Here is a 21,766-nt window from a genome sequence, read left to right as displayed (position 1 = left end):
GCGGGTTCGATTCCCGCCACCGCGTCGCCTGCGCCGGGGCCTCTGGAGCGACCCCGGCGGGCGCCGCGACGCGCGAGTCAGGCGTGCTGCTCGGTCTTGGCCAGCTGCCGGGCGAGGTCGTCCGGCGACAGGTTGGCGTCGCGGAACGCGTCCGTCAGCGGCAGCTGCAGGCGCAGGTCGGTGCCCAGGCAGAGCGCCGCGCTGCCGCTCTTGAGCTTGAAGTCGAGCACGTGGCCACCGCCGGTGCGGTCGTCGGTGATGAAGTGGGTGTGGCAGCCGGGCACGCCGATGCCCTGCTCGTAGAGCGGGGTGCGGAAGCCGACCAGGGAGCCGGACACGTTGTGCAGCTCGACGATGGCATCTTCGTCGGTCGCCTCCACCATCGGCCGGTACGGCTTCTGCTGCTTCACGACGGTGCGCATCCGGATCCACTCGAAGTCGCCGTCGATACGCAGCGCGTACATGTAGTTCTCGGATGCCGTCATGTGGTCGATGAACGCGGATGCCTCGGCGCGCACGATATTGTCGGGCAGCCGGCTCTCGATGTGCGGCACGAAGTTCGTCACCACGGCGTACGGGGTGTACGCGCCCAGGTCGGGCTTGGTCACCCCGCCGTCGGCGCGCAGCTGATAGCACTTGCCGTCGACGATGAGCATCTCCCCGTCGAGGCCGTTGAACGTGCCGATGCCGAAGCTGCCGTGGCCGAGCAGGTCGCGCACCGTCATCTCACCCTCGTAGACACCGTCGAGCAGCGCGCTCATCAGGCTGGTCTGGAAGATCTCGTGCCTGGACACGGTGATGTTGGTCACAGCAGCACGTCGCTTTCCAGGTCGGCCATCAGTTCATCGCGATTGTTGCGGTAGTCCACCCGCACGTCGATGATGCTCGGGCCGTCGTCGTTCATGGCCTGCTCGAGCACCGCGGCGAAGTCGTCGAGGTGGGTGACCCGGTAACCGTGGGCGCCGAACGACTCGGCGTACTTCACGGCGTCGTAGTCGCCGAGCTGCACGCCGGAGGTGCGGCCGTACTTGCCCTGCTGCTGGAAGGCGACCATGTCGTAGGTGCCGTCGTTGAAGATGATGTGGGTGAATTTGGAGCCGAGCCGCACCGCGGTCTCCAGCTCCATGGCGGAGTAGAGGAACCCGCCGTCGCCGGACACCGAGACCACCGGGGTGCCGGGGCGCACCAGCGTCGCGGCGATCGCCCAGGGCAGTGCCACACCAAGAGTTTGCTGGCCGTTCGAGAACAGCAGGGTGCGCGGGTGGTAGGTGCGGAAGTGCCGGGCCATGTAGATGTAGTGCGAACCCACATCGCAGAGCACCGTGGTGTCGTCGGGCAGCAGGGCCCGCATCGCCAGGGTCAGCTCGGCGGGGTGCACGCCCTCCGACTCGTCGTCACGATGGACGGGCTGGTCGGCCTCGGCCAGGCGGGCGCGCTCGGTGGCGACGACCGCCGAGGCGGATGCCGACAGGGTGAGGCCATCGATCTGGCTGGCGAGCGCATCCATCGTCTCGGCCACGTCACCGCGCAGTTCGACGGTGGGCCGGTAATAGTCGTCAAGGTCGGCCGACAGCTCGTCCAGGTGGATGATGCGGCGCAGGTGATCCTTGTTCCACTTGGCGGGTTCGTACTCGACGAAGTCGTAGCCGATGGCCAGGATCAGGTCGGCCTTGTGCAGCAGAACGTCCCCGGGCTGGTTGCGGAACAGGCCGACCCGGCCGAGGTAGTGCTCCTCCAGGTCGTGGGAGATCACGCCGGCGGCCTGGAAGGTCTCCACGACGGGCAGCGCGGCAGCGCCGAGCAGGCGGTGCAGCGCGGCGACGGCCCGGTCGGAGCCGGCGCGGGCACCGGCGAGGATCACCGGGAACTGGGCGTCCTTGAGCAGCTGGGCGGCCTGGCTGATGCTGGCGGCCGGGGCCGCGCCGAGCTGAGGGACCCAGTGCGGGGTGGTCATCGACACAGTGGTGGAGTCGGTGAGAACGTCGTAGGGCAACACCACGGCCGCGGCGCCCTTGGGCTCCTGGGTGGCTTGGCGGAACGCGTTGGCGATGGCCTCCGGCACGTTGTCGGCGACGCTCACCTCGCCGGCAGACTTGGTGACGGCGGAAAGCATGCCGACAGCATCCATCGACTGGTGGGTGCGCTTGAGCCTGTCTCCGCGGGAAACTGCGCCGCAGATCGCGACCAGGGGGTCACCCTCGGTGGTGGCGGTGAGCAGGCCCGTGGCGAGGTTGGCGGTGCCGGGTCCGCTGGTGACCAGCACGACGCCGGGTTCGCCGGTGAGCCGGCCGACGGCGGCGGCCATGAAGGCGGCGTTCTGTTCGTGGCGCACCACGATCAGCTGCGGACCGCCGTCGAGGAGGGCGTCGTAGACGGGGTCGATCTTCGCACCGGGGACGCCGAAGATCCACTTGACGCCGTAGGCCTCGAGGCATTCGACGACGCGGTCGCCGGCCCGGCGGGGCGAGCCGAGTGCTGCGGAGCCGAAGGCGGTGCCGTCGACCGACTCGTCCGGGACCGTTGAATTCTGAGCCATGCCGTGCCTCCTGTAGTGCGGGTGACGCCGTGGTGTGAACCGGCGTCTCGTTCCAGCCTGCCCGATCGACCGATATAGAACAACGCCGATACCGGATGCCAATCATCTGCTTCTCAGATGAGACGTGGGAGGATGGGTGGCATGGATCTCAGGCAGCTTGAATTCTTCAGCGCCGTCGCCGGCGAGCTCAACTTCACCCGGGCGGCCGAGCGGCTCACCATCGCGCAGTCCGCGGTGTCGGCCGGGGTGCGTTCGCTCGAGAGCGAGCTCGGCGTGGAACTGTTCGACCGCAGCCGCCGGCAGATCCGGCTCACCTCTACCGGTGAACTGCTGCTGCCCAAGGTGCGCGGCGCCCTCGACGCCGTCAACGAGGTGCGGGATGTCGCCCAGCAGTCCACCCAGGCCATCACCGGCTCCATCGTGATCGGCCTGATGACGTCGGTGACGCTCGTGAACGTGCCCCGGCTGCTCGGGCTCTTCCGCACCGGGCACCCGGGTGTGGGGGTGCGGCTGCGCGCGGCGCGGCGCGGCTCGGCCGATCTCGTCGACGAGCTGGCCAGCGGCGAGCTGGACCTGGCCTTCCTGGCGCTCAGCGGAGCGGTGCCAGCGACGCTGTCGGCGGTGCCGATCGCGTCCTCCCCAATGGTCCTCGTGGTGCCCGCGGGGCATCCGCTGGCCGGAGCCGCCGGCGTGGACCTGGCCGACGTCGGCGACGAGGAGTTCATCGATCTGCCGCCGGGTTACGCGAGCCGGCAGATCGTGGACGATGCCTTTGTCGCCGCCGGGGTGGAGCGGCGGGTGATGATCGAGGTCTCCGACATCGGCACCGCCGCCGAATATGTGACCAACGGCCTCGGTGTGGCGCTGCTGCCCGAGTTCGCCGCACACGATGCGCTCAACGTGCGCCGCATCCCAGTGGCGCACGTGCCCGACTTCACCGTCTACCTCGCCGCCTCCCGCAAGCGCCGGGCCTCAGCGGCCGTGCGCGCCTTCGTCAACCTGGCCCTCTCCGGCGAGTAGCCCCGCCGCCCGGCCCACCGATGCCCGCCCGGCCCACCCCGCCCGCTTCCGCCCACCGATGCCCGCCCCACCCGGCCCACCAACTGTTCCCGAAGCGGACATCTGCGCCCGGCGCACCGGGCGCACATGTCCGCACGGGCAACAGTTGCGCCGCGCTCGCCCACTCGTGGTGACCTGTGTGATGCGGTGTGCCCGTGGACTGGCACGACCTGCCGGCCGGCTGACCGCCCCTGCCGCGCACCCTCGCTAGACTTCGCGTAAGGGGGAACAACGATGAAAACTTTTCGCCATCTGACCGGGGACAACGCGTACCAGCAGAATTCCGGTGTGCTGAGGGTGGGCGCCCCTCGCGCTCAGTACCGAGCGGCCGCGGGCGCGCTCCTCGTCTCGGCGGTCCTGGTCCTCACCGGCTGCGCCGGTTCGGCGCCCGCCGCGGAGGCTCCGTCCAGTGCCGCCCCGGCCCCGGCCACACCGGTACCCACCGCCGTCGGCGCCTGCCCGGAGTCCGACGGACAGGGGCCCTGGGGCGACGTCATCGCCAAGGAACAGGTCACGGACGCCGCCGGCAGCTACTGCCACACGACACTCGACCCGGCGTCAGTCGGCGCCCAGTTCGACCCCGCGGTCGTCGATCTCGACTCGCTGGCGACGTACGGCTTCACCATTGAAGACGCCGAGACCGCACAGCGAGCGGCGCTCATCTACGTGACGGAAGCAGGGCTGGACTCTGCCCTCCTGGACGACTCCGCGACCGCCGACGCAGCCTGGTTCGAGAGCGCCTCACCGTGGTTCACGCCTGCGGGTCACACCGCCCTGACACCCCAGGTGGCAAGCTTCGGGCTCAGTGAGGCCGGGGTCATCGTTTCCCAGAGTCTGCCGTCGCCGCTCACCAGGGACGGCGGTCCGCGTGCCACCAACACGGCCGTCGGCGTCGACAAGATCTTCGGCACCCTGAGCGTGGACCAACAGACTCCCCTGCTCCTGGTCCGCACGACCGTCACCGTCGACTATGCCGCCACCGATGCGGCCATCGTGGAAGCGGCCATCCGTGACGAGCGCGGGACCACGAGCCTGAGCGAGGACAGCCTGCGGGCGAGCGCACCCACCCTGTTCGACGGTTCAGACGACGAAGGACTCGTGCTGGTCGGCGGCTTCAACGTGGGCTTCGCCTCCGGCGACCTGACGGCGATAGAGTACATCAGCGCCGCATGGACCCTGTCCACCGGCGACGGAGCACTGCAGATCGACGCCATCGAGCCCGAGCTGGACCCGAGCCTGCGCTAGAGCTGAGTCCGCCCGGAGTCGCCACGCGGTGGGCGCCCGCCCATTCCGCCCCCAACTGCCACGCCCTCGCCCGCTCTTCCCGGCCGCCGTGGCCGGTGCCACGATGGGTCCACGCTGAGCATGCACGTTGAGCATCAACACGAGGAGCGAGGAACGAGGAACGAGGGGACGATGACGATCGACGTGAGCCCGGCCCACGACTTCGACGAGATGGCGACCATGTTCGCGCCGAAGAAACCCGAATCCTCGGTGTGCTGGTGCCTCTCCTGGCGCCTGGACTCGAAGCAGAACCGGGCTCTCACTGGCGCCGCCAGAGCCGACAAGGTGCGGGAGCTCTGCGCCCGGAAGCTCGCCCCCGGTGTGCTCGCCCACCTCGACGGTGAGGTAGCCGGCTGGGCCGGCATCGCCCCGCGATCCGAGCTGCACCCGTTCGCCACCTCACGCAAGATCCCGCACCTGGACGACCTGCCGGTGTGGTCGCTGTGGTGCCTCCGAGTGCGCCCGGGGTACCGCAAACAAGGCGTCACGCCGGCGCTGATCGCCGGCGCCGTCGACTACGCACGAGCATCCGGCGCACCCTGCGTCGAGAGTTACCCCGTCGACACCGACGGACAGCGGGTGGACCTCACCATGGCCTACGTCGGCACCAGAACCATGTTCGAGCGCGCCGGCTTCACAAAGGCGGCCGACACCGACTCCGTAGCCGGCGGGTTCCCCCGCATCCTCATGCGGCTGATGCTCGACTGACGCCCCGGCACCCTGCTCCGGCTAGCCGCAGTACTCGCTGTCCATGAGCGCAGTGTCGCGCACGACGATGGTGTCCACCAGCCCGGCGGTGCTCAACGCGAAGTTGATCCAGTGTCCGCTGCCGTCGGGCAGGGAGTAGTACGGGGCGTACGTGCCGTCGTTTTGCTCGATGTCAGGGTAGGCGGCCGTGACCTGGTCCAGGGTGGCACCGATTCCGATTCCCGCGCTGGTCTGCGGCGAATTGGCGGCGACCGTGGCCTCAGACCCCCAGGCCTGCAGCACGATCTGGTCCGTGACTCCGGTGCCCGCCGGGTCCGGGAGCCAGATGCTCGGGAAGTCGGCCTTGTCGAGGGCGGTCACCCACGGGCAGCCATCCTGGACCGTGGTGGTGAACGCCGTCGTCGAGGCGGCTTGGTCGGCCAGCTGCCCGTGCAGAGTCAGCGGTCCGATGGCTGTGTAGTCGATGAGCCATGAGCTCGGATCATCCAGGTTCGGCTCGGCCGGCGCCGGCGTGGCAGACGGCACCGGTGTCTCGGTGGGAGCGGTGGATGCCGCCCCGGCTGCCGGCTTCTCGCCGGCCGGTTGTTCGCCGGCGGACTCGCCGGCACATCCTGCTACGAGCAGCACGCCAACGGCGAGTGCCGCAATCGTGCCCTGCCTGTAGACCACCGATGCTCTGCTATTCATGTGTATCCCCCCGGATGTCGATGCCCCGTATCGTACTCCCAGGACCTCCTGAAATACCAGATCGCAGGGAACTTCTCCGCGCCCTCATACCGAAGCTGTGACGGCATAGCGCTCAGCGAGGTGGCCGAAGGCCACGGAAAGCTCGGGCGGGCCCACGACCTCGATGGTGGTGTCGAACCGGCCCAACGATGCGGCCAGCGCCACCCACGACCAGGAGCCGACCTCGTAGCGGCAGCGGTCGGGTCCGAGGTCTTCGAGGATGCCGTCGCCGGCGAACGGCAGCACCGCGGTGGCGGGCAGCCCCAGGATCACAGTGCCCCGGCAGGGCCAACTGTTCGCCCGTTCCGATCCCGTGAATCGGGCCGAAACGTAGTCGCGCGCGTTTTTTCCGGGAAGCTCACGCGGGGTGAACCGGGGCCCGGTGGGTGCGCGCGGCGCAACCCGATCGGCGCGGAAGATCCGCCAGTCTCCCCGGTCGAGGTCCCAGGCGACGAGATACCAGCGCCCGCTGGAGGTGACGAGGTGATGGGGTTCGACCCGGCGCGGCGGCGTCGGCGTCGGATCTGTGTCGCCGGGTTGCCGGCTCGCGTAGTCGAAACGGAGCACCTCACGGGCGCGGATGCCGGTGGACAGTGCGATGAGCACAGCCGGGGACACCGGGTCGGTAACGGCGTCCCCGGCGCGGGTCGGGATGGTCGTGAAGGTGAGGGCGTCCAGACGGTGACGCAGTCGGGCGGGCATCACCTGCCGCATCGTGGTCAGCGCTCGCACGGCGGCCTCTTCGATGCCGGCCCCGGTCGCGGTGGCGGCCTGCAGCGCCACGGTCAGGGCGATGACCTGGTCGTCGTCGAACAGGAGCGGTGGCAGTTCGGTGCCGGCGTCCAGCCTGTAGCCGCCGTCCGGTCCCTTCATGGCGTGGATGCTGTAGCCCATCTCGCGCAGGCGGTCGACGTCCCGGCGCACCGTGCGGTGGCTGATCTCGAGCCGATCGGCGAGGAGGGCACCGGGCCAGTCCCGCCGGGTTTGGAGAAGCGAGAGCAACAGCAGCAGCCGTGAAGTAGTCGACGTCATGTTTTTCACTCTAGGCGCAGTAGAGGACCGAATCTGTCCTCTACTGGTGTGACCATGACAGGTATCCGGGACGAGCCCGGCGAACACCCTCGAATCTAGGAGCAGACATGACCATTCACACGACCACTCACCTCAACTTCCGCGGCGATGCCCGAGCCGCTCTGGAGTTCTATCAGAGTGTCTTCGATGGCCGGCTGGTCGCCATCAGTTACGCGGATGCCCACCGGGCGACCGACACCGCCGAGGCCGACCAGATCCTCTTCGGCTCGGTCACCTCCCACGACGGCTTCCGCATCATGGCGTACGACGTGCCGTCCGCCAAGGCCTACGCGCCGGGCACGATCCCCGTGTTCGTCTCCGTCCGCGGCACGGATGCGGCGGCGATCACCGGCTACTGGGAGAAGCTGGCCGAAGGCGCCACCGTCGTCGAGCCCCTCGCGACGTCACAGTGGTCACCGCTGTACGGGATGCTCACCGACCGCTTCGGGGTCACCTGGGTGCTGGATGTGGAGGTGGCGTGGGACGCGGCCTGATCTGACCAACCGGCGGGGCGGGTGGATGCGCTCGCCCCGCCCCTACCGGGACGTCCCTCCGACGATCGCCTTCAGCAACGCCGTGTTGTGCCCGAGGCCGAGCAGCGCCTGAGCGCGGCGCCGATGGCCGTCCCAGGTGCCCGGGTCCATGTTGCCCAGCAGGGAGACGACCATTCGCGTGCGCGGGTTCGCTGCGAAGACCTCGCGATGGTCGTCGATGAACGTCCAGTACAACCCGTCCCAATCGGCCATCCACTCGCCGGCGGGCAGGTCTGACATTTTTCGCAGGTAGTTGCTGCCAGACACATAGGGCTTGGTGGTGATCTCGTCGCCCGCGGCGAATTGGCTCATCGCGTAGACGTTGGGGACCATCACCCAGTCGTAGGCGTCGATGAACATCTCCATGAACCATTCGTAGACCGCATCGGGGTGGATGCGCAGCAGCGACATCGCGTTGCCGAGCACCATCAGCCGCTCGATGTGGTGGGCATATCCGGTGTCGAGCACCCGCGAGATGACCAGATCCACGGGAGCGAGACCGGTGGTCGCATCCCACCACCCGTCGCCAAGGGCCCTCTGGTGGTCGAGCCGGTTCGAGGTCCGCATTTCGCGACCGCGGGTTCGGTAGGTGGCGCGCATGTACTCCCGCCAGCCGATCATTTGCCGCACGAACCCCTCCAGGGACGCGAGGGGAGTGCCGTGATCGGCGCCCTCGAGCACCGCGTCAACGACGTCTCGCGGGTCCAGCAGCCCGACATTCAACGCGCCGGTCAGCAGGCCGTGATTGATGAACGGATGCGTTGCGGAGATCGCGTCCTCGTACGGGCCGAAGTCGTTCAGGCGGTCACGGACGAACTCCTGCAGGTGCTCCCGGGCTTCGTCTGCGCTGGTCGGCCAGGCGAACAGGTGCGGGTCACCCGGGGCATTCGGGAACTCGGCGCTGACCCAGGCGATCGCTGCGTCGACCTCGGCCGGCACCTCGACCGTGTCCGGGTCGTCCACCAGCGCGTCGAAGTCGAAGACGCCCTCCCGCCGAAGCACGGGATGGCCGGCGAAACGGCCGACGGGGTGGGGCGTGTACCCGCGCGGCAGCTTCTTGCGGTTGTCGACGTCGAAGGACCACTTCCCGCCGACCGGCTTGCCGTTCTCGAGCAGGATGTCCAGTCGGCGGCGTTGCCACACGTAGAAGTCCTGCATGCGGGAGCCGTTGTGGGAGAACCAGTCATCGATCTGCACCCGGTCGGTGAGGAAGTTCGGCGTCTCCAGCACGTCGCCCGGGCGCATCCGGTAGCCGCCGTCGGCGAGCCCGGCGAACAGATCCTGCTCGAGCCAGTCATCGACAACGTCGAACCAGGTCACCTGCGCCGGCTCGCGCTTCCGAATGCACTCCGCCAGTTGGTCGTGGGAGCTTCGCTCGGTATCGCTTGGAAGAACGACAACCTCGTACCCGTGCTCGCGCAGTCGGGCTGCGAAGCGGGCCAGCGACGCACGGTGCAGGACCAGTTTGTGGGAATGGAACCGGTACTGGCGAAAGAGTAGATCATGCTCGATGAGCACGAACAGGGTCCCTCCGGCCGCCTCGAAGTGCTGGTCGAAGAGCTGGTGCGGCAGGACGAGGCGCACAGACGGGCCGGAACTCATACCCCAACGATAGAGCGGCGGGCGGCAGGATTTAGTGCTTGCCACGGAATCCTGGGATTCCTAAACGCTGGACGTCGACGAAGTTTGGCCAGAGGCTTCTGCGGTCGCCCATAGAATTGGTACGTGACCTGAGGAGTCCCCCCACCCTGATGGTCACGGTGCGTCCCGCCGCGTCCCCCCACGCGGCGGGACGTTTTTGGATGGAAGGTGATCCACCTCAAACCCGTCACAAGCACGCCGGCCCCCCAAAAATCCGTCCCCTGGCTCCCGGCGCACCTCTGCCCTTGTCCCCCCTTGGACATGTCTAACCTTACCTCTATCGGAACGGTGCTGGTGCTATTCGTCTGTCAGGTCTGAGCCGGCGGACAACCCGTCCTCGAGAAGCTTCGTGATCTCGCGAAGTGCTTCTGGTGACGTATCCCCGAGGGTTCGGGCCGCGAAGTTGATTACTCGCTTGACTCGGATCATACGGACCAACTCCAACTGAGAGTCGATACGCTCCGGCAGGTCATCGTCGGACCCGAGCAGGTACTCGGGTGCAATCCCGAAGAAATTTGCGATCTCGGTGAGAAGCAGGACGTCGCTGACCAGTGGGCCTTCCCCCCTGACCATGTACTGCCATCGGGCCCTCGAGAGCGAAACCTTCTTGGCTTTGAGACCCGCGGCGATCTCGCGGTAGGTATACGGGGTGTTTCCTTCGGCCACCACTACGTCGAGCAGCAGGTTCAGCTTGCGTGCAAGCTCCAGTTGTGGAGTGGGCAGTGGGGTCCCTGTCCCACCCGCTTCACTGGGCGTTTTGGTACTCATCGGTCCTCGAGTCGTTTGTGGTCCCGCGAGATGCATCTGACGCCTGCCGAATATGCTGTTCGATCCTCTGGATGAGCTTCACTTCGCGAGCCGAGAGTGACTGGTCGGGGTGCAGAAGGAGACAGTCCCGAACCTCGACGTAGCGGCGGTGGAGGTGCAAGGCGTGGCTCCCCCGAAAACAGAGCGCTAGCCGTGACGTCGGTGCTTCGATGCTGAGCTCAGGTCGGTCAGCCAGCAGCCGCTCCCACAGCGGGGTGACCTTCCACAGCAGCCAGCGGCTTGTGCCTGCGTCGCTCAGGTTCCTGAAAACTCCGACCAGCAGACGGAGACCGAGACCGACCGAGAGCAGAACGGGCGCAAGGAGCGGGCAAGCCACAGAGAGGGAATCAACTATCGCACTGACGTGGGTGCCACCTGCCGCCCTGTTGATCGCCACACCCATCTGAATGACGACGTAGAGCGATACGACCGCGCACCCGGCAAAGATGATCACCAGTGCCGTCTTGAGCGTTGTGTCCGACTGGCGTTTGTAGTCCGTGGAGCACGCGACCATTGTCGAGATCGCAAGGACGATCAGCGCAATCCAGGTCGTGAAGCTGTAGACCAGCTGACTCCAGTTGCCAGGACCGATGAACTGGATGTTGTCAATCTCCCAGCCGCTGGTGAAGAAGAGGGCAGCCTGAACGAGGATGAGTCCGGTCACTCCCCACAACGCAAAGCGCTTTCGGGTTGAGGTGAGTCCGTCCTTTGAGACAGCCGTCTGAATGAGGCAGTCGAACAGGGCCACACAGACGATCGCTGTCGCGTGGAAGATGAAATAGGTCAGGTCGACTCCGCCCAAGAGTCCGTCGACGAATGCATACGGGCCGTCGGTGATCAGCGACATGGTGACCGCGAAGGCCACCATGAACCAGAAAAGCAGACGCCGTTTGCCGCGGAGCGCGCTCGGCACGAGGAGCAGGGTCGTGCCCCAGAGAGCCGCGAGCACCGCGTATTCGATCAGAGCGAACATCAGAGAACCTGCCCGAATCCGGTCTCGGCTCCGCGCCTGCTTTGTGAGGCGTCCTTCCGAAGGATCATCGCAAGCTCGTCCCCGATAGCCTCCGCCATTGCCTCTTCCTCATCGGTGAAGCTGTTTCGGGACAGCGCCGCGACAATGGCGTTCATCGGGATGAGGGGTGCGAGAAGCGCGACCCTGTCGGCCGGCATGATCATCTTCTTGTGATTGAGGATCATGTGACCGAACTCATGATTCACGAACTGCTGCCGGTGGACGGCCGAGTCTGTTGGCGCGCAGTAGATCCGCTCGAATTCTTCACCGGCCACCTCGAGCCAGAGCGCGCAGATTCCGCTGTCAAGCATTCCCTGAGGCGCCTGCACGACGACGATCTTCTTCGTGCGGATCTGCTCCATATGGTGGTGCAGGATTTCCGAGTTCAGGGGGCGTGGGAGGTCTATCTCCTGCACCAGTTGCTGAGCGCGTAGTTGCCGTGCTGCGTAGTTCACTATGGATCCGATTCTCGTGTCGATCCGCTGCGTCTCCCCTAGCCGGATCCAGCGCATCTGAGACATGGATGACTGCCGTCAGCATGGGATTACTCAAGGACTCCATGATAGCCACGAGCCAGCGCCAGTGGCGCCCGCAGGGCTCAGGCGGGTTACCCGATGAGCCGATAATCCCGCGCCGATTGAATTCCGTTCTTGAAGAACGTGCGGCTGAACCAGCCGACGTCGAACTCATAGGTCGCCCCGGGTATGGAGCTGGCTGCGATCTCGTCCTGGTTAGCGCTGGTCACGCCCCAGTGAATCGCCAGCGGACCGCAGTCCTGTGTCTTCACCAGAACGGACACGGTCGTCACTGACCCTCTCGATCCGCTTGAGGTCGAGGAACAGCACAACCGACAATCGGCTCACTGTGGTCGGTTTCTTGGGCGGCGGAGGCGTCCACGGAGTGGGGGCGGAACCGGGCGGAGCCCGAGTTTGCGTAGACGGGCATTAAGCATCTGCGTGTGCTCCACACGCGACCGGCGAGCGTCATCGGCCCTGCACTGCGCCGTCGTCCAACCGGCCTCCCGGTGTGCTGCCCACCGCCGACGGGCAGGCATCGAGCGGATGAAGAGGGTAAGAGCCACGGCGAAGGCAATAACCTGGCCCAGGGCTCCGAACATGAAGCCGGTGACGGCCATGTCGACGACCATGGCCTGATCGGTATGCGGGGTTGCCGGCGCCTCCCGCAATCCCCCAGTACGTTCCTCAGCCACCGATCAGAACGACAAAAAGCAGAGAACACCGCCACAGGGAGGACCAAAACAGCCAGTGGGACGGAGGCCCGCCGGCCACGACCGGAAGGGTACTTCCCGGCACGGTCCCCGCAGCGGCCCCGCCAGTCTCGGAATCTTGGTGCTGCTGACCCTCCCCTGTAGGCTGGGGGGTCGAGTCGCGGGTCATAGCTTCGCCTCGGCGACGGCGGGAGGAACGACGCTCCGGACGTCACGGCTCATCAACAACTCTTTCTAAGCATTGCGCCGAGATGTCGGAATGGCAGGCGCCGTCTCCGGGAGGCAGAATCTCAGCCCGCCGCCCCAAAATCCGTCGTTGATGCAGTAGAGCGGCATCTCCTCGTCACCGACGTGGAGGGTGGGGTTCCTTATTCCGAATTTTGAGAGGTTGAAAGTCAACTTGACGCTCCTATCGGGTGAGGTGCAGCTGTAAGCAACGTTCCATGGGCTCGTGTCTTCACACCGATTGAGTTCCCTCGTCGTGCCGGCCCCGTCCACGTACTCCCAGGTCCTGTCCCGATACCCGCCGACCTGAATGGCGGAGTTCGGAGTGGAGATGGCGTCGGCACGGGTGAATGGCCGCTCATCGCGGCCCGTCAGCGTGAGCAAGGCCAGCAGGGCGAGACCGATTGTTTTCCAGCACCATGCATTCTCAGTCGGACCACCCCCAATCCCACGCACGCCGTGTGGCCAGAGCAGCCCCGATGCTAGCTTGCCGTCCTCCCTGAAAGATTCAACGGTCCTTGGCTTGCTTCTCACGGGCGGCGGCTACAGCTGGTCTTGAGCGCCTTTATGTTTGCTGCTGCTGCTTCGGCCGGCGTTTCCGTCGCCGGCGCCGCCGTCCCTGGCCGTTGAAGGGCGGCCGGGGCGCGCCGAACTGGGGGCCGCACCAGTACCGTCCGCCCATCAAAATCCCGGCGAGGGCGCCATAAGCCGACGCATGCGGAAGGGCCATCTGGTCGGTGGCACCACCCACGAACGCCAAGGCAACCCACACAACGGGTAGGCCAAGGCAAAGGAGGCCGTTTCTAATTTGCAGCGGCAGCGGGAAGCGGAACAATGCCCATCCTGCGATGACAGCGACAACAAGAACTGCAACAGCAGGCGCTGTCGGTGACAGGAGAACCAGTTGGGCTGTCCCGATGCCGAACAGCACCAGCGCGCAGGCTGCATTGATCAGTGCCAGGCGCCACCCGCCGGAGAACTTGCCGTCGGCGTCAGGCCGGCGCGGGCGGGTTTGCGTGCGCTCTCGCCCGGCACCCGGTCCCGACCAGATGTATCCGCCGGCGATCGAGCCGACCATGAACCCTATGAACCACGGCCCCGCCGCGGGGATGTCCAGGGCGCCATCGACGTCGAGCGAGATCAACATCCAGTAGTTCAGGAGGAACGACCGGCGGATTCAACCGGTCAGCGCAACACCGGTCGGTTGTGGCTTCGAGAGTAGCTCGTTGAGGGCTTCTTTCGGGGTTTTCCAGTCGAGGGTTTTGCGGGGGCGGTCGTTGAGCTGGTTGGCGACGTAGTCGAGGTAGTCGTGGTGGTAGCCGGAGAGGTCTGTGCCTTTCGGGAAGTACTGGCGCAGCAGACCGTTGGTGTTCTCGTTGCTGCCGCGCTGCCAGGGTGAGTGCGGGTTGCAGAAGTAGATGTCCATGTCGAGGGCGATTCGGATCTGCGCGTGATTGGCCATTTCTTTGCCCTGGTCCCACGTGACGGATTTGCGGAGGAATTCCGGCAACCTGCCCATGGTCTCGATCATCGCCTGCTGGACCTCGTCGGCGCCGTGTTTGTCGGGCAGGTGCAGCAGCATCACGAACCGGGTTGTGCGTTCGACCAGGGTGCCGATCGCGGAGCCGCTGTCTTTGCCGACGATCAGGTCACCCTCCCAGTGTCCGGGAACTGCCCGGTCTTCGACCTCGGCGGGCCGGTCGCTGATCAGCACCATGTCGCGGATCCGGCCCTGGCGTTGGGTGGCCCGGCGTTGCGGTTTACGGAGCGCTCTCCCAGTGCGCAACGCCACTGTCAGGTCGCGGCGCAACGCCCCGCGGCCCTGAACATACAGGGATTGGTAGATCGTTTCGTGTGACACCCGCATCTCCGGATCGTCGGGGAAGTCCAACCGCAATCGTCGCATGATCTGCTCCGGGCTGGCCTTCTCCGATAGCCGATTCTGAACCTCGTCCCGGAGCCTGTCATTCAGGGCCAGTTTCGCTGGTTTCGGGCGGGACATCCTCAGATCTGCGCGACGCTGCGCTAACGACGGCGAGTACTTCACCGGCGTCGAACGGGGCCGCCCCATCCTCGACCGCGGTCGGTATTGATGAGGCAGATTTCGCTCCAACTCCCGCAGCACCGTCGACGGATTGCGTCCGATCGACCGGCTGATCGCTCTGATCGACAGGCCGGCGCTGATCCCGGCCAGAATCAGCTCGCGTTCACGAATCGACAAAAACCGTTCGGATGGCGGATTCAACGACAACGGTGTCATGCCACCAGCATTGCGGAACCACACGTCACCCTCCTGCGATGACATGCCCGCAACCGCGGCAGCGTCCTGCGTCGTAGCTCCGTCCCGAATCGCTGTCCAGAACACCCGACGCACAGCACGGGAAACAGGAATACGCATCATCACTCCAAGAAGTCAGAGTGTTGCGCTGACCCCTTGAGCCCGCGACCAGAGCATCACCGTGAACGCCCGGAATGATCGTGAGACGACGCGAACCACGAGAAATGCGTAGACCGCCCCTACCGAAAGGAACACTGATGCCTCAAGGAGACGGTCGCCGGCAAACCACACGAACACCGCCAGCATCAGAGCAATCATCCCGGCGTACAGGATCCGCACGTCCCACTGGTCAGTTTTCTTCAGCACAGCAGTACCCCCATGTACACAAGGCTAGGGCAGGGCAAGCCGCATCCACGGCAGCCAAGATCACCTCCCCGCGGTCGCGGTTTGCGCTGGCGCGGGCGAAAGGCGAGCTCAGCACCGCTGCTCCTGTCCTGGAGGTACAGCAAAGCCCCACCGCGGAAGAACCGGGGCGGGGCCGAAATGCTGCCGGGATGGAACTAGACGTTGAACCTGAATTCCACGACGTCGCCGTCCTGCATGACATATTCCTTGCCCTCGATGCGGGCCTTGCCCTTGGCGCGGGCTTCCACCACGGAGCCGGCGTCGATCAGGTCCTGGAACGCGAAGACCTCAGCCTTGATGAAGCCCTTCTGGAAGTCGGTGTGGATGACACCAGCGGCCTGCGGGGCGGTCCAGCCCTTGTGGATGGTCCAGGCCCGCGTTTCCTTGGGGCCGGCGGTGAGGTAGGTCTGCAGGCCCAGAGTGTCGAAGCCGATGCGGGCGAGCTGGTTGAGCCCGCTCTCCTCCTGGCCGGTGGAGGCCAGCATCTCGGCGGCATCCTCTTCGTCGAGTTCGGCGAGCTCGGATTCGAGCTTGGCGTCGAGGAACACGGCGTTGGCCGGAGCGACGAGGGCGGCCAGCGTGGCCAGCTTCTCGGCATCCTGCAACACGGCCTCGTCGACGTTGAAGACGTAGATGAACGGCTTGGTGGTGAGCAGGCCGAGTTCGCGGATGGGCTCAACGTCGATCTTCGACGCCGACAGCGGCTTGCCGGTGTCGAGGAAGGTCTGCGCTTCGAGCGCGGTCTTGAGAACGCTGGGGTCGAGCTTGCGACCCTTGGTCTCCTTCTCGTACCGGACGATCGCCTTTTCGAGGGTCTGCAGGTCGGCGAGAACGAGCTCGGTGTTGATGGTCTCCATGTCACCGGCCGGGTTGACCGCACCGTCGACGTGCACCACGTCGGGGTCGGCGAAGCCACGGATGACCTGCGCGATGGCGTCGGCCTCGCGGATGTTGGCGAGGAACTTGTTGCCCAGCCCCTCACCCTCGCTGGCGCCGCGCACGATGCCGGCGATGTCGACGAACGACACCGGGGCCGGCAGCAGACGCTCGCTGCCGAACACCTTGGCGAGCTTCGCCAGGCGGTGGTCGGGCAGGTTGACGATGCCAACGTTGGGCTCGATGGTGGCGAATGGGTAGTTCGCCGCGAGCACGTTGTTCTTGGTCAACGCGTTGAAGAGGGTGGACTTGCCGACATTGGGCAGTCCGACGATTGCAATAGTAAGAGCCACGAGAGTCCATGGTACCGGCTCAGCCCGTTCGGACGCGCCCCTTCACGCCAGGCCCGGCCGGCGGATGCCCGCGGCGCGGCAGCGTCGGTGGCGCGTGAGACCATGAGGCGTGCCCGTCAATTTCACCGCCATCGATTTCGAAACCGCCAACTCCTCGGCCGCCTCGGCCTGCTCGGTGGGGTTGGTGAAGGTGCGCGACGGCGTCGTCGTCGACAAGATCGGCTGGTTCATCAAGCCGCCGCTGGGCCATGACCTGTTCCAGGAGTGGAACATCAAGATCCATGGCATCCGCCCCGAGCACGTGGCCGCGGCGCTCAGCTGGTCGCAGCAGCTGCCCAACCTCGTCGACTTCGCCGATGGCGACGTGCTCGTGGCACACAACGCCGGCTTCGACCTGGGTGTCATCAAGACCGCATCCGCGATCACGGGCATGACGGTGCCCGATTTCCGCTACGTCTGCAGTCTGCAGGTGGCCCGCAAGACCTATCACCTCGACTCCTACCGGCTGCCGGTCGCGGCGATGGCCGCCGGCTTCGAGGACTTCTCGCACCACAACGCCCTCGCCGACTCCGAGGCCTGCGCCGCGATCATGATCCACGCCGCCGACCGGCACGGCGCCGACACCATCGAAGACCTGGCCCGCATCTGCGGCGTCAACGTCGGCGTGATCGGCCCGGTCGCCACCCTGGAACACCGCGCCACGCACGGCCCGATGGCCTTGAACTAGCCGGCACCGACTGCCCTGGGCAGCTCCGGCCGCACGACGCGCGTCCCGGCTCCCGGCGGTGTCGGTGGCCGCTGTCAGACTGGCCGGATGGATCTCCTCGCGCTTCTCCTCGGCCTGCTTCTCGGTGCGCTGCTCGGTGCCCTCGTGAGCGCCGTGTTCCTCCAGCGGCGCCGGTCGCCCGGCCCTGCAGTCGATGATCCGGCCGTGCTCGAGGCCCGGCATCAGGTGGTGCTCGCCGACACCCGCGCCAGGGAGGCCGGTGTGCAGTCGCTGCTGCGGGAGGAGCTCGCCTCGATGCAGGCCACCGCCGACGGCCTGCGCGACCAGATCGCCGACCAGCGACGGCAGTACCGCGAGATCGTTGACCGGCAGCGCGACGACCAGGCTGCACGCACCGAACGGGACCGACAGGAGAGCCAGGTGTTGCAGGCCCTGGCCCCCGTGAAAGACAGCCTGGCGAACATGCAGCAGAAGGTAGCCGAGCTCGAGCAGCAGCGCAGTCTGCAGCACGGCGAGCTCACCGAACAGCTGCGCTCGGCCACCGAGTCCGAGGAGCGCCTGCGCAGCACCGCCGAATCCCTTGCCTCGGCCCTGCGCGCCAACAACACCCGTGGTGTCTGGGGCGAGACCCAACTGCGCAGCGTGGTCGAGGCCGCCGGGCTCATCGAACGGGTCGACTTCGACGTGCAGTCCAGCATCACGTCGGATGCCGGCGCCGGCCGGCCCGACATGGTCGTGCACCTGCCCGGCGGCAAGAACATCGCCGTGGACGCCAAGGTGCCCTTCACCGCGTTTCTCGAGGCCAGCCAGATTCCGGCGACGGCGACCGGTGCGGATGGCGCCCAACGCGCCGTGTTCATGAAGGCGCACGTGAAGGCCGTGCGCGACCACGTCACCGCGCTGGGCAGCAAGGCATACTGGCAGGGCCTGGCGGCCTCCCCCGAGCTCGTGATCGCGTTCATCCCCAGCGAATCGCTGGTGTCGTCGGCGCTGGAGGCCGACCCGTCGCTTATGGAGTTCGCGTTCAGCAAGCGCGTCGCACTGGCCTCCCCCGTCACCCTGTGGTCGGTGCTGAAGACCGTGGCGTTCAGCTGGCAGCAGGATGTGCTCACCCACGATGCCCAGGTGCTCTTCGACCTCAGCCGTGAGCTGTATTCCCGGCTGGCCACCACCGCCACCCACATCGAGAAGCTCGGCAGGGCGATCGAGCGCACCGTGAAGGACTACAACGGCTTCGTCGGCTCCATGGAGCGCCAGGTGCTGCCCACCGCCCGCAAGCTCAACGCCCTCGACGAGTCGAAGGTGCTGGCCCCGCTGGTGGGCATCGAAGAGACCCCCCGCGAGCTGGTGGCCTACGAGTTCGTGGCCGCGCTCGAGACCGATGCCCTGGAAGCGATCCCCACCCGCGACTGAGCCCGCAGACACGTTGCCAGTTGAGGCCCCTTCAAGAACTCTGAAGGGGCACCAACTGCCATCTCGCCGGCATCCTCGCACCTGAGTTGCCAGTTCAGGCCCCCTCGGGCACTCGGAATGGGCGTGAAATGGCAACTCACCGGGCCGCCCGCCCGCCGAGATGCCGCAATGGGCCCCTTCAGCGTGCGCGAAGGGCACATTTGCGGCTCGTCGGCGGGGGTGTCGCTTCGAAAGGCGTGCACGGATGGCGCCGACGGCACCGCTACGGGATGGCGCGGGCGGTGCGCTCGAGGTCGGACACCGGCTGTTCGCGCTGGGTGGCGATCGCCGCACCGGCCGCGGCGCAGACTACGACGATGGCGACCTGCTGCTGCAGAAGCAGGGTCTCTCCGAGCACCAGCACGCCGAAGACCGCCGCGACGACCGGACCGAAGCTCGTGATGATCGCGTAGAGCCGCGGGGTGATCCGACGCAGGATGAAGGTGTCGAGCGTGTACGGGAACGCCGAGGACAGCACGCCCACGGCGACGAGAAGGCCTATCACGCCCCAGTTCAACTTCGAGTAATCCACGGTGACCAGCGCCAGCGGAACGAGCAGCACCAGGCTGACCAGGCTGGCGATGGTGATGCCCTCCAGGCCAGGCAGCTGGGTGGCCACCCGGCGGGTGAGCAGGATGTAGGCGGCCCAGGCGGCCGCGGCGGTGAGCGCCAAGGCGATGCCGAACGGGTCGAGTGTGCCATCCGACCAGGTGAGCAGGAACACCCCGCCGGCGGCAGCGGCCGCGCAGACGAAGTCGAGTGCTCGGCGGGACGCGGCCAGCGCCACGGCGAACGGGCCGAGGAACTCGATGGTCGCGGCCACGCCCAGACCGAGCCGGTCGACCGACTCGTAGAAGGTGAGGTTCATCACCGCGAGCACAACGCCCAGCATCAGTGCCGGCCACAGCCTTGCCCAGGTGAAGGTGACGAACTTGGGCCGGTAGAACGGCAGCACGGTGATCGCCATCACGAGCTGGCGCACCGCCACGACGACGGGCGAGCCGACCACGGGGATGAGTAGCCCAGCCAACGACGAGCCGTAGTTGATCGTCACCTCGGTGACGAGTTGGGCTCCGGCGCCGGTGAGGCGGTCACGCTTGGCTGTCACTATTCTCCCCCGCCGACCGGATGCGGCACTCCGACGACACTACCGGCCAGCCACCGCAGGCTGGCCGCGCGGTTCGGCAGGTCAGCTGCGCCGGTAGCCCAACCGACCAACGGCGGCCGGGTCGTCCTCGATCTCGGCGACCCCGTCGAAGACCGCATCGGCCGGGTAGACCAGCAGCGGCACGCCCGCCACCACCTGGATGGTGACGTCAACCGTCTGACCGGGGTCGGTGATGTAGCAGCGCATCTCGAAGAACTCCCCCAACGGCTTGCCCGAGGTCACGGCGTCGTTGAGGTAGCTCACGAGGGCGTCAGCAAAGCGGTCCGAGACGGTGAAGCTTCTGCCGTAGTAGTCAATGCGTTTCATGTCTGGAACTCTACCGAGCCTCGCTGCATCCGGGCAGATGCCACCTTCGGAGTCGTCAGTGGAACACCGACCGGGCCACCGCCGTGACCTCCACGGGCAGGCCATCGGGCACGAACAGGGTGAACACGGGCGGACGCCACCAGGCCTGCAGGGTGATCGTGGCGCTCTGGCCGTCCGCCGTGTCGGCGCGGGCCAGCACCAAGTTGTCGATCCCCGGCTGCTCCGCGGCGGCCAGGTACGCCGTCGCCACGGCCCGGATCTCGCCGGTCGTCAGGGCCGCATGCAGTTCACCGGCCTCTATCGCGACCGAGTCGAGGGTGAACGATTCCGCCGCGGCGAGCGCCGCCCCATCCGCCAGCGTGAACAGCTTTTTGCGCTCGAGGTAGAGGCTCGTAGCGGCGACCACGATCAGCACCACCAGCAGCGCCAGAAAGCCGTAAAAGATGGTGATCAGCAGGGTTGAACCGTCCTCGCCCCGGGTGCTGCGGCCGATGCCGACGCCGGCCCTGTGCGCCATCGGGGTCACCCCTCGTGCCAGAATCTGGACACCGTCTGGGTGGCCGACGATTGCAGCGGGATGCTGCCGCCGTGCGACTGGGTGATGACGGCGGGCACAAAGGGCAGATCGACGACCACCCGCACCGTCACCGTCACCACGCTGCGACGTGACAGACACACGGCGGACCCCGGGCAGGTGATGCTCACCTCGGCGGCGGCCGCGTCGATGCCGTAGTCGGCCAGCCCCACCAACACGGCACGCTCGGCGCGGGCCTCAGCGGCGCCGGCGGTGGGCGCCTGAACGTACACCCGGGCCGCCTGCCGGGCCGCACCCTCCACCGCGAACGCACCGCCCTGCACCACGGACATCGTCAGGACCAGGTAGACCAGCGGCACCAGCAAAATCAGCCCGGCGGTGATGAACTCGAGCGAGGCTGACCCGCGCTCGCCGGTCGGTAGCCACCATCGGTCACTCGGTTTCCAACCCCTCCACGGCCGCATGTCCCCTCACCTCCAGGCCACGGTCCACACCCAACAGACCGAACATCGGCAGCGGGGCCACCACCCGCACCTGCACGCCGGTCTGCCCGGCGACATCGGCGTACCTGGCCGTGACATCGGCGGCGTAGACCGGTCCGAGCGCCGCCGTGATCAGGTCGCGGCTTCGTTCGGCGCCCTGCTCGAGGCCGCTGTCGGCCAGCGCGGCGTATCGGGCGCCTTCCGCTGCCGCATCCAGCACGGTGTTGCGGATGTGCAGGGCGAGCGCGAGCTGCAGGACCGCCAACGTGAGAGCGGTGAGCAGCGCCGAAACCATGACGAATTCCGCCACCGCCGTGCCACGCTCGGCGTCGCCTTGCGCACACCGCCACCTGC

25 protein-coding genes are annotated in these 21,766 nt (G+C 66.9%); 6 read left to right on the top strand and 19 right to left on the bottom strand.

Going from position 1 to position 21,766, the window contains the following annotated elements:
- Positions 1-77: 77 nt before the first annotated feature.
- Together budA and alsS are read right to left on the bottom strand one after the other, a co-directional pair.
- Positions 78-809: an acetolactate decarboxylase gene (gene budA, locus B7495_RS04930; RefSeq protein WP_240632405.1), complete on the bottom strand. Its 732-nt coding sequence runs from the start codon at positions 807-809 to the stop codon at positions 78-80.
- On the bottom strand, positions 806-2,536 hold the full coding sequence (gene alsS, locus B7495_RS04925) for an acetolactate synthase AlsS (protein WP_088455592.1): 1,731 nt from the start codon (positions 2,534-2,536) through the stop codon (positions 806-808). The genes budA and alsS overlap by 4 nt, the downstream gene beginning before the upstream one ends.
- A 141-nt stretch (positions 2,537-2,677) precedes the next feature.
- On the opposite strand from alsS, the gene B7495_RS04920 reads away from it, so the two are divergent.
- The 3 genes from B7495_RS04920 (at position 2,678) to B7495_RS04910 (ending at position 5,587) form a co-directional block, all read left to right on the top strand.
- Positions 2,678-3,556 (top strand): LysR family transcriptional regulator, encoded by an 879-nt coding sequence (locus B7495_RS04920; protein ID WP_088455591.1) that lies wholly within the window; start codon positions 2,678-2,680, stop codon positions 3,554-3,556.
- Positions 3,557-3,829: 273 nt separating this feature from the next.
- Positions 3,830-4,840: a hypothetical protein gene (locus B7495_RS04915; protein ID WP_088455590.1), complete on the top strand. Its 1,011-nt coding sequence runs from the start codon at positions 3,830-3,832 to the stop codon at positions 4,838-4,840.
- A gap of 171 nt (positions 4,841-5,011) precedes the next feature.
- Entirely contained in the window at positions 5,012-5,587 is a 576-nt protein-coding gene (locus tag B7495_RS04910) for a GNAT family N-acetyltransferase (protein ID WP_088455589.1), read from the top strand.
- 21 nt (positions 5,588-5,608) lie between these two features.
- On the opposite strand, the gene B7495_RS04905 is transcribed toward B7495_RS04910, so the two are convergent.
- Positions 5,609-6,274 (bottom strand): hypothetical protein, encoded by a 666-nt coding sequence (locus B7495_RS04905; RefSeq protein ID WP_151199531.1) that lies wholly within the window; start codon positions 6,272-6,274, stop codon positions 5,609-5,611.
- An 84-nt stretch (positions 6,275-6,358) separates the two neighbouring features.
- Positions 6,359-7,345: a YafY family protein gene (locus B7495_RS04900; RefSeq protein WP_088455587.1), complete on the bottom strand. Its 987-nt coding sequence runs from the start codon at positions 7,343-7,345 to the stop codon at positions 6,359-6,361.
- A 107-nt stretch (positions 7,346-7,452) separates the two neighbouring features.
- Between B7495_RS04900 and B7495_RS04895 the strand changes: the two genes are divergently transcribed.
- The gene (locus tag B7495_RS04895) at positions 7,453-7,878 is read left to right on the top strand and encodes a VOC family protein (protein ID WP_088455586.1); all 426 of its coding nucleotides are present in this window, start codon (positions 7,453-7,455) and stop codon (positions 7,876-7,878) included.
- Positions 7,879-7,920: 42 nt separating this feature from the next.
- Here the strand turns inward: B7495_RS04895 and B7495_RS04890 are convergent, their stop codons facing one another.
- From B7495_RS04890 to ychF, 10 genes are all read right to left on the bottom strand, one after another.
- Positions 7,921-9,519, bottom strand: a complete 1,599-nt coding sequence (locus B7495_RS04890; RefSeq protein WP_088455585.1) for a cryptochrome/photolyase family protein — start codon at positions 9,517-9,519, stop codon at positions 7,921-7,923.
- Positions 9,520-9,855: 336 nt separating this feature from the next.
- A complete protein-coding gene (locus tag B7495_RS04885) occupies positions 9,856-10,326 on the bottom strand; it encodes a hypothetical protein (protein WP_088455584.1) in 471 nt (156 codons plus the stop codon).
- The gene (locus B7495_RS04880; protein ID WP_088455583.1) at positions 10,304-11,338 is read right to left on the bottom strand and encodes a DUF6545 domain-containing protein; all 1,035 of its coding nucleotides are present in this window, start codon (positions 11,336-11,338) and stop codon (positions 10,304-10,306) included. The genes B7495_RS04885 and B7495_RS04880 overlap by 23 nt, the downstream gene beginning before the upstream one ends.
- Positions 11,338-11,832 carry a hypothetical protein gene (locus B7495_RS04875; RefSeq protein ID WP_133159859.1) on the bottom strand — a complete coding sequence of 165 codons (495 nt, stop codon included), beginning with the start codon at positions 11,830-11,832 and terminating at the stop codon, positions 11,338-11,340. The genes B7495_RS04880 and B7495_RS04875 overlap by 1 nt, the downstream gene beginning before the upstream one ends.
- Positions 11,833-11,984: 152 nt before the next feature.
- On the bottom strand, positions 11,985-12,185 hold the full coding sequence (locus tag B7495_RS19305; protein WP_240632404.1) for a hypothetical protein: 201 nt from the start codon (positions 12,183-12,185) through the stop codon (positions 11,985-11,987).
- Between the two features lie 654 nt (positions 12,186-12,839).
- The gene (locus tag B7495_RS04865) at positions 12,840-13,364 is read right to left on the bottom strand and encodes a hypothetical protein (protein ID WP_151199530.1); all 525 of its coding nucleotides are present in this window, start codon (positions 13,362-13,364) and stop codon (positions 12,840-12,842) included.
- 31 nt (positions 13,365-13,395) lie between these two features.
- Positions 13,396-13,977 carry a hypothetical protein gene (locus tag B7495_RS04860; RefSeq protein ID WP_088455580.1) on the bottom strand — a complete coding sequence of 194 codons (582 nt, stop codon included), beginning with the start codon at positions 13,975-13,977 and terminating at the stop codon, positions 13,396-13,398.
- Between the two features lie 30 nt (positions 13,978-14,007).
- Positions 14,008-15,090: an IS30 family transposase gene (locus B7495_RS04855; protein ID WP_121678472.1), complete on the bottom strand. Its 1,083-nt coding sequence runs from the start codon at positions 15,088-15,090 to the stop codon at positions 14,008-14,010.
- A gap of 153 nt (positions 15,091-15,243) precedes the next feature.
- On the bottom strand, positions 15,244-15,474 hold the full coding sequence (locus tag B7495_RS04850; RefSeq protein ID WP_088455578.1) for a hypothetical protein: 231 nt from the start codon (positions 15,472-15,474) through the stop codon (positions 15,244-15,246).
- A gap of 194 nt (positions 15,475-15,668) precedes the next feature.
- The gene (gene ychF / locus B7495_RS04845) at positions 15,669-16,742 is read right to left on the bottom strand and encodes a redox-regulated ATPase YchF (RefSeq protein WP_088455577.1); all 1,074 of its coding nucleotides are present in this window, start codon (positions 16,740-16,742) and stop codon (positions 15,669-15,671) included.
- A 109-nt stretch (positions 16,743-16,851) separates the two neighbouring features.
- On the opposite strand from ychF, the gene B7495_RS04840 reads away from it, so the two are divergent.
- Positions 16,852-17,469, top strand: coding sequence for an exonuclease domain-containing protein (locus B7495_RS04840; RefSeq protein WP_088455576.1), 618 nt, complete (start codon positions 16,852-16,854; stop codon positions 17,467-17,469).
- 87 nt (positions 17,470-17,556) lie between these two features.
- Positions 17,557-18,882, top strand: a complete 1,326-nt coding sequence (gene rmuC, locus B7495_RS04835; RefSeq protein WP_088455575.1) for a DNA recombination protein RmuC — start codon at positions 17,557-17,559, stop codon at positions 18,880-18,882.
- 262 nt (positions 18,883-19,144) lie between these two features.
- Here rmuC and B7495_RS04830 read toward each other — a convergent pair whose 3' ends face one another.
- From B7495_RS04830 to B7495_RS04810, 5 genes are all read right to left on the bottom strand, one after another.
- Positions 19,145-20,029 (bottom strand): DMT family transporter, encoded by an 885-nt coding sequence (locus B7495_RS04830; RefSeq protein WP_240632403.1) that lies wholly within the window; start codon positions 20,027-20,029, stop codon positions 19,145-19,147.
- 81 nt (positions 20,030-20,110) lie between these two features.
- Complete coding sequence (locus B7495_RS04825) at positions 20,111-20,395, bottom strand: hypothetical protein (protein WP_088455573.1); 285 nt, start codon at positions 20,393-20,395, stop codon at positions 20,111-20,113.
- Between the two features lie 55 nt (positions 20,396-20,450).
- On the bottom strand, positions 20,451-20,912 hold the full coding sequence (locus tag B7495_RS04820; RefSeq protein WP_088455572.1) for a pilus assembly protein TadG-related protein: 462 nt from the start codon (positions 20,910-20,912) through the stop codon (positions 20,451-20,453).
- Between the two features lie 5 nt (positions 20,913-20,917).
- Entirely contained in the window at positions 20,918-21,394 is a 477-nt protein-coding gene (locus tag B7495_RS04815; RefSeq protein WP_088455571.1) for a hypothetical protein, read from the bottom strand.
- Positions 21,363-21,722 carry a TadE/TadG family type IV pilus assembly protein gene (locus B7495_RS04810; RefSeq protein ID WP_370028230.1) on the bottom strand — a complete coding sequence of 120 codons (360 nt, stop codon included), beginning with the start codon at positions 21,720-21,722 and terminating at the stop codon, positions 21,363-21,365. Before B7495_RS04810 ends, B7495_RS04815 begins: the two co-directional genes overlap by 32 nt.
- Positions 21,723-21,766: the final 44 nt, after the last annotated feature.

This window comes from Cryobacterium sp. LW097, from assembly GCF_002205495.2.
Lineage (GTDB): Bacteria > Actinomycetota > Actinomycetes > Actinomycetales > Microbacteriaceae > Cryobacterium > Cryobacterium zongtaii.
Note: the sequence above shows the minus strand (reverse complement) of the source record. Positions and strands in the feature narration are given on the sequence as shown.

What these genes read in the sequence shown, in the direction of transcription:
- B7495_RS04915 (WP_088455590.1), top strand. Translation starts at nt 3,830, where the DNA reads ATGAAAACTTTTCGCCATCTGACCGGGGACAACGCGTACCAGCAGAAT.
- B7495_RS04860 (WP_088455580.1), bottom strand. Translation starts at nt 13,977, where the DNA reads ATGTTGATCTCGCTCGACGTCGATGGCGCCCTGGACATCCCCGCGGCG.
- B7495_RS04900 (WP_088455587.1), bottom strand. Translation starts at nt 7,345, where the DNA reads ATGACGTCGACTACTTCACGGCTGCTGCTGTTGCTCTCGCTTCTCCAA.
- B7495_RS04920 (WP_088455591.1), top strand. Translation starts at nt 2,678, where the DNA reads ATGGATCTCAGGCAGCTTGAATTCTTCAGCGCCGTCGCCGGCGAGCTC.
- B7495_RS04910 (WP_088455589.1), top strand. Translation starts at nt 5,012, where the DNA reads ATGACGATCGACGTGAGCCCGGCCCACGACTTCGACGAGATGGCGACC.
- rmuC (WP_088455575.1), top strand. Translation starts at nt 17,557, where the DNA reads ATGGATCTCCTCGCGCTTCTCCTCGGCCTGCTTCTCGGTGCGCTGCTC.
- alsS (WP_088455592.1), bottom strand. Translation starts at nt 2,536, where the DNA reads ATGGCTCAGAATTCAACGGTCCCGGACGAGTCGGTCGACGGCACCGCC.
- B7495_RS04855 (WP_121678472.1), bottom strand. Translation starts at nt 15,090, where the DNA reads ATGACACCGTTGTCGTTGAATCCGCCATCCGAACGGTTTTTGTCGATT.
- B7495_RS04905 (WP_151199531.1), bottom strand. Translation starts at nt 6,274, where the DNA reads ATGAATAGCAGAGCATCGGTGGTCTACAGGCAGGGCACGATTGCGGCA.
- B7495_RS04890 (WP_088455585.1), bottom strand. Translation starts at nt 9,519, where the DNA reads ATGAGTTCCGGCCCGTCTGTGCGCCTCGTCCTGCCGCACCAGCTCTTC.
- B7495_RS04820 (WP_088455572.1), bottom strand. Translation starts at nt 20,912, where the DNA reads ATGGCGCACAGGGCCGGCGTCGGCATCGGCCGCAGCACCCGGGGCGAG.
- B7495_RS04815 (WP_088455571.1), bottom strand. Translation starts at nt 21,394, where the DNA reads ATGCGGCCGTGGAGGGGTTGGAAACCGAGTGACCGATGGTGGCTACCG.
- B7495_RS04825 (WP_088455573.1), bottom strand. Translation starts at nt 20,395, where the DNA reads ATGAAACGCATTGACTACTACGGCAGAAGCTTCACCGTCTCGGACCGC.
- B7495_RS04885 (WP_088455584.1), bottom strand. Translation starts at nt 10,326, where the DNA reads ATGAGTACCAAAACGCCCAGTGAAGCGGGTGGGACAGGGACCCCACTG.
- B7495_RS04880 (WP_088455583.1), bottom strand. Translation starts at nt 11,338, where the DNA reads ATGTTCGCTCTGATCGAATACGCGGTGCTCGCGGCTCTCTGGGGCACG.
- B7495_RS04895 (WP_088455586.1), top strand. Translation starts at nt 7,453, where the DNA reads ATGACCATTCACACGACCACTCACCTCAACTTCCGCGGCGATGCCCGA.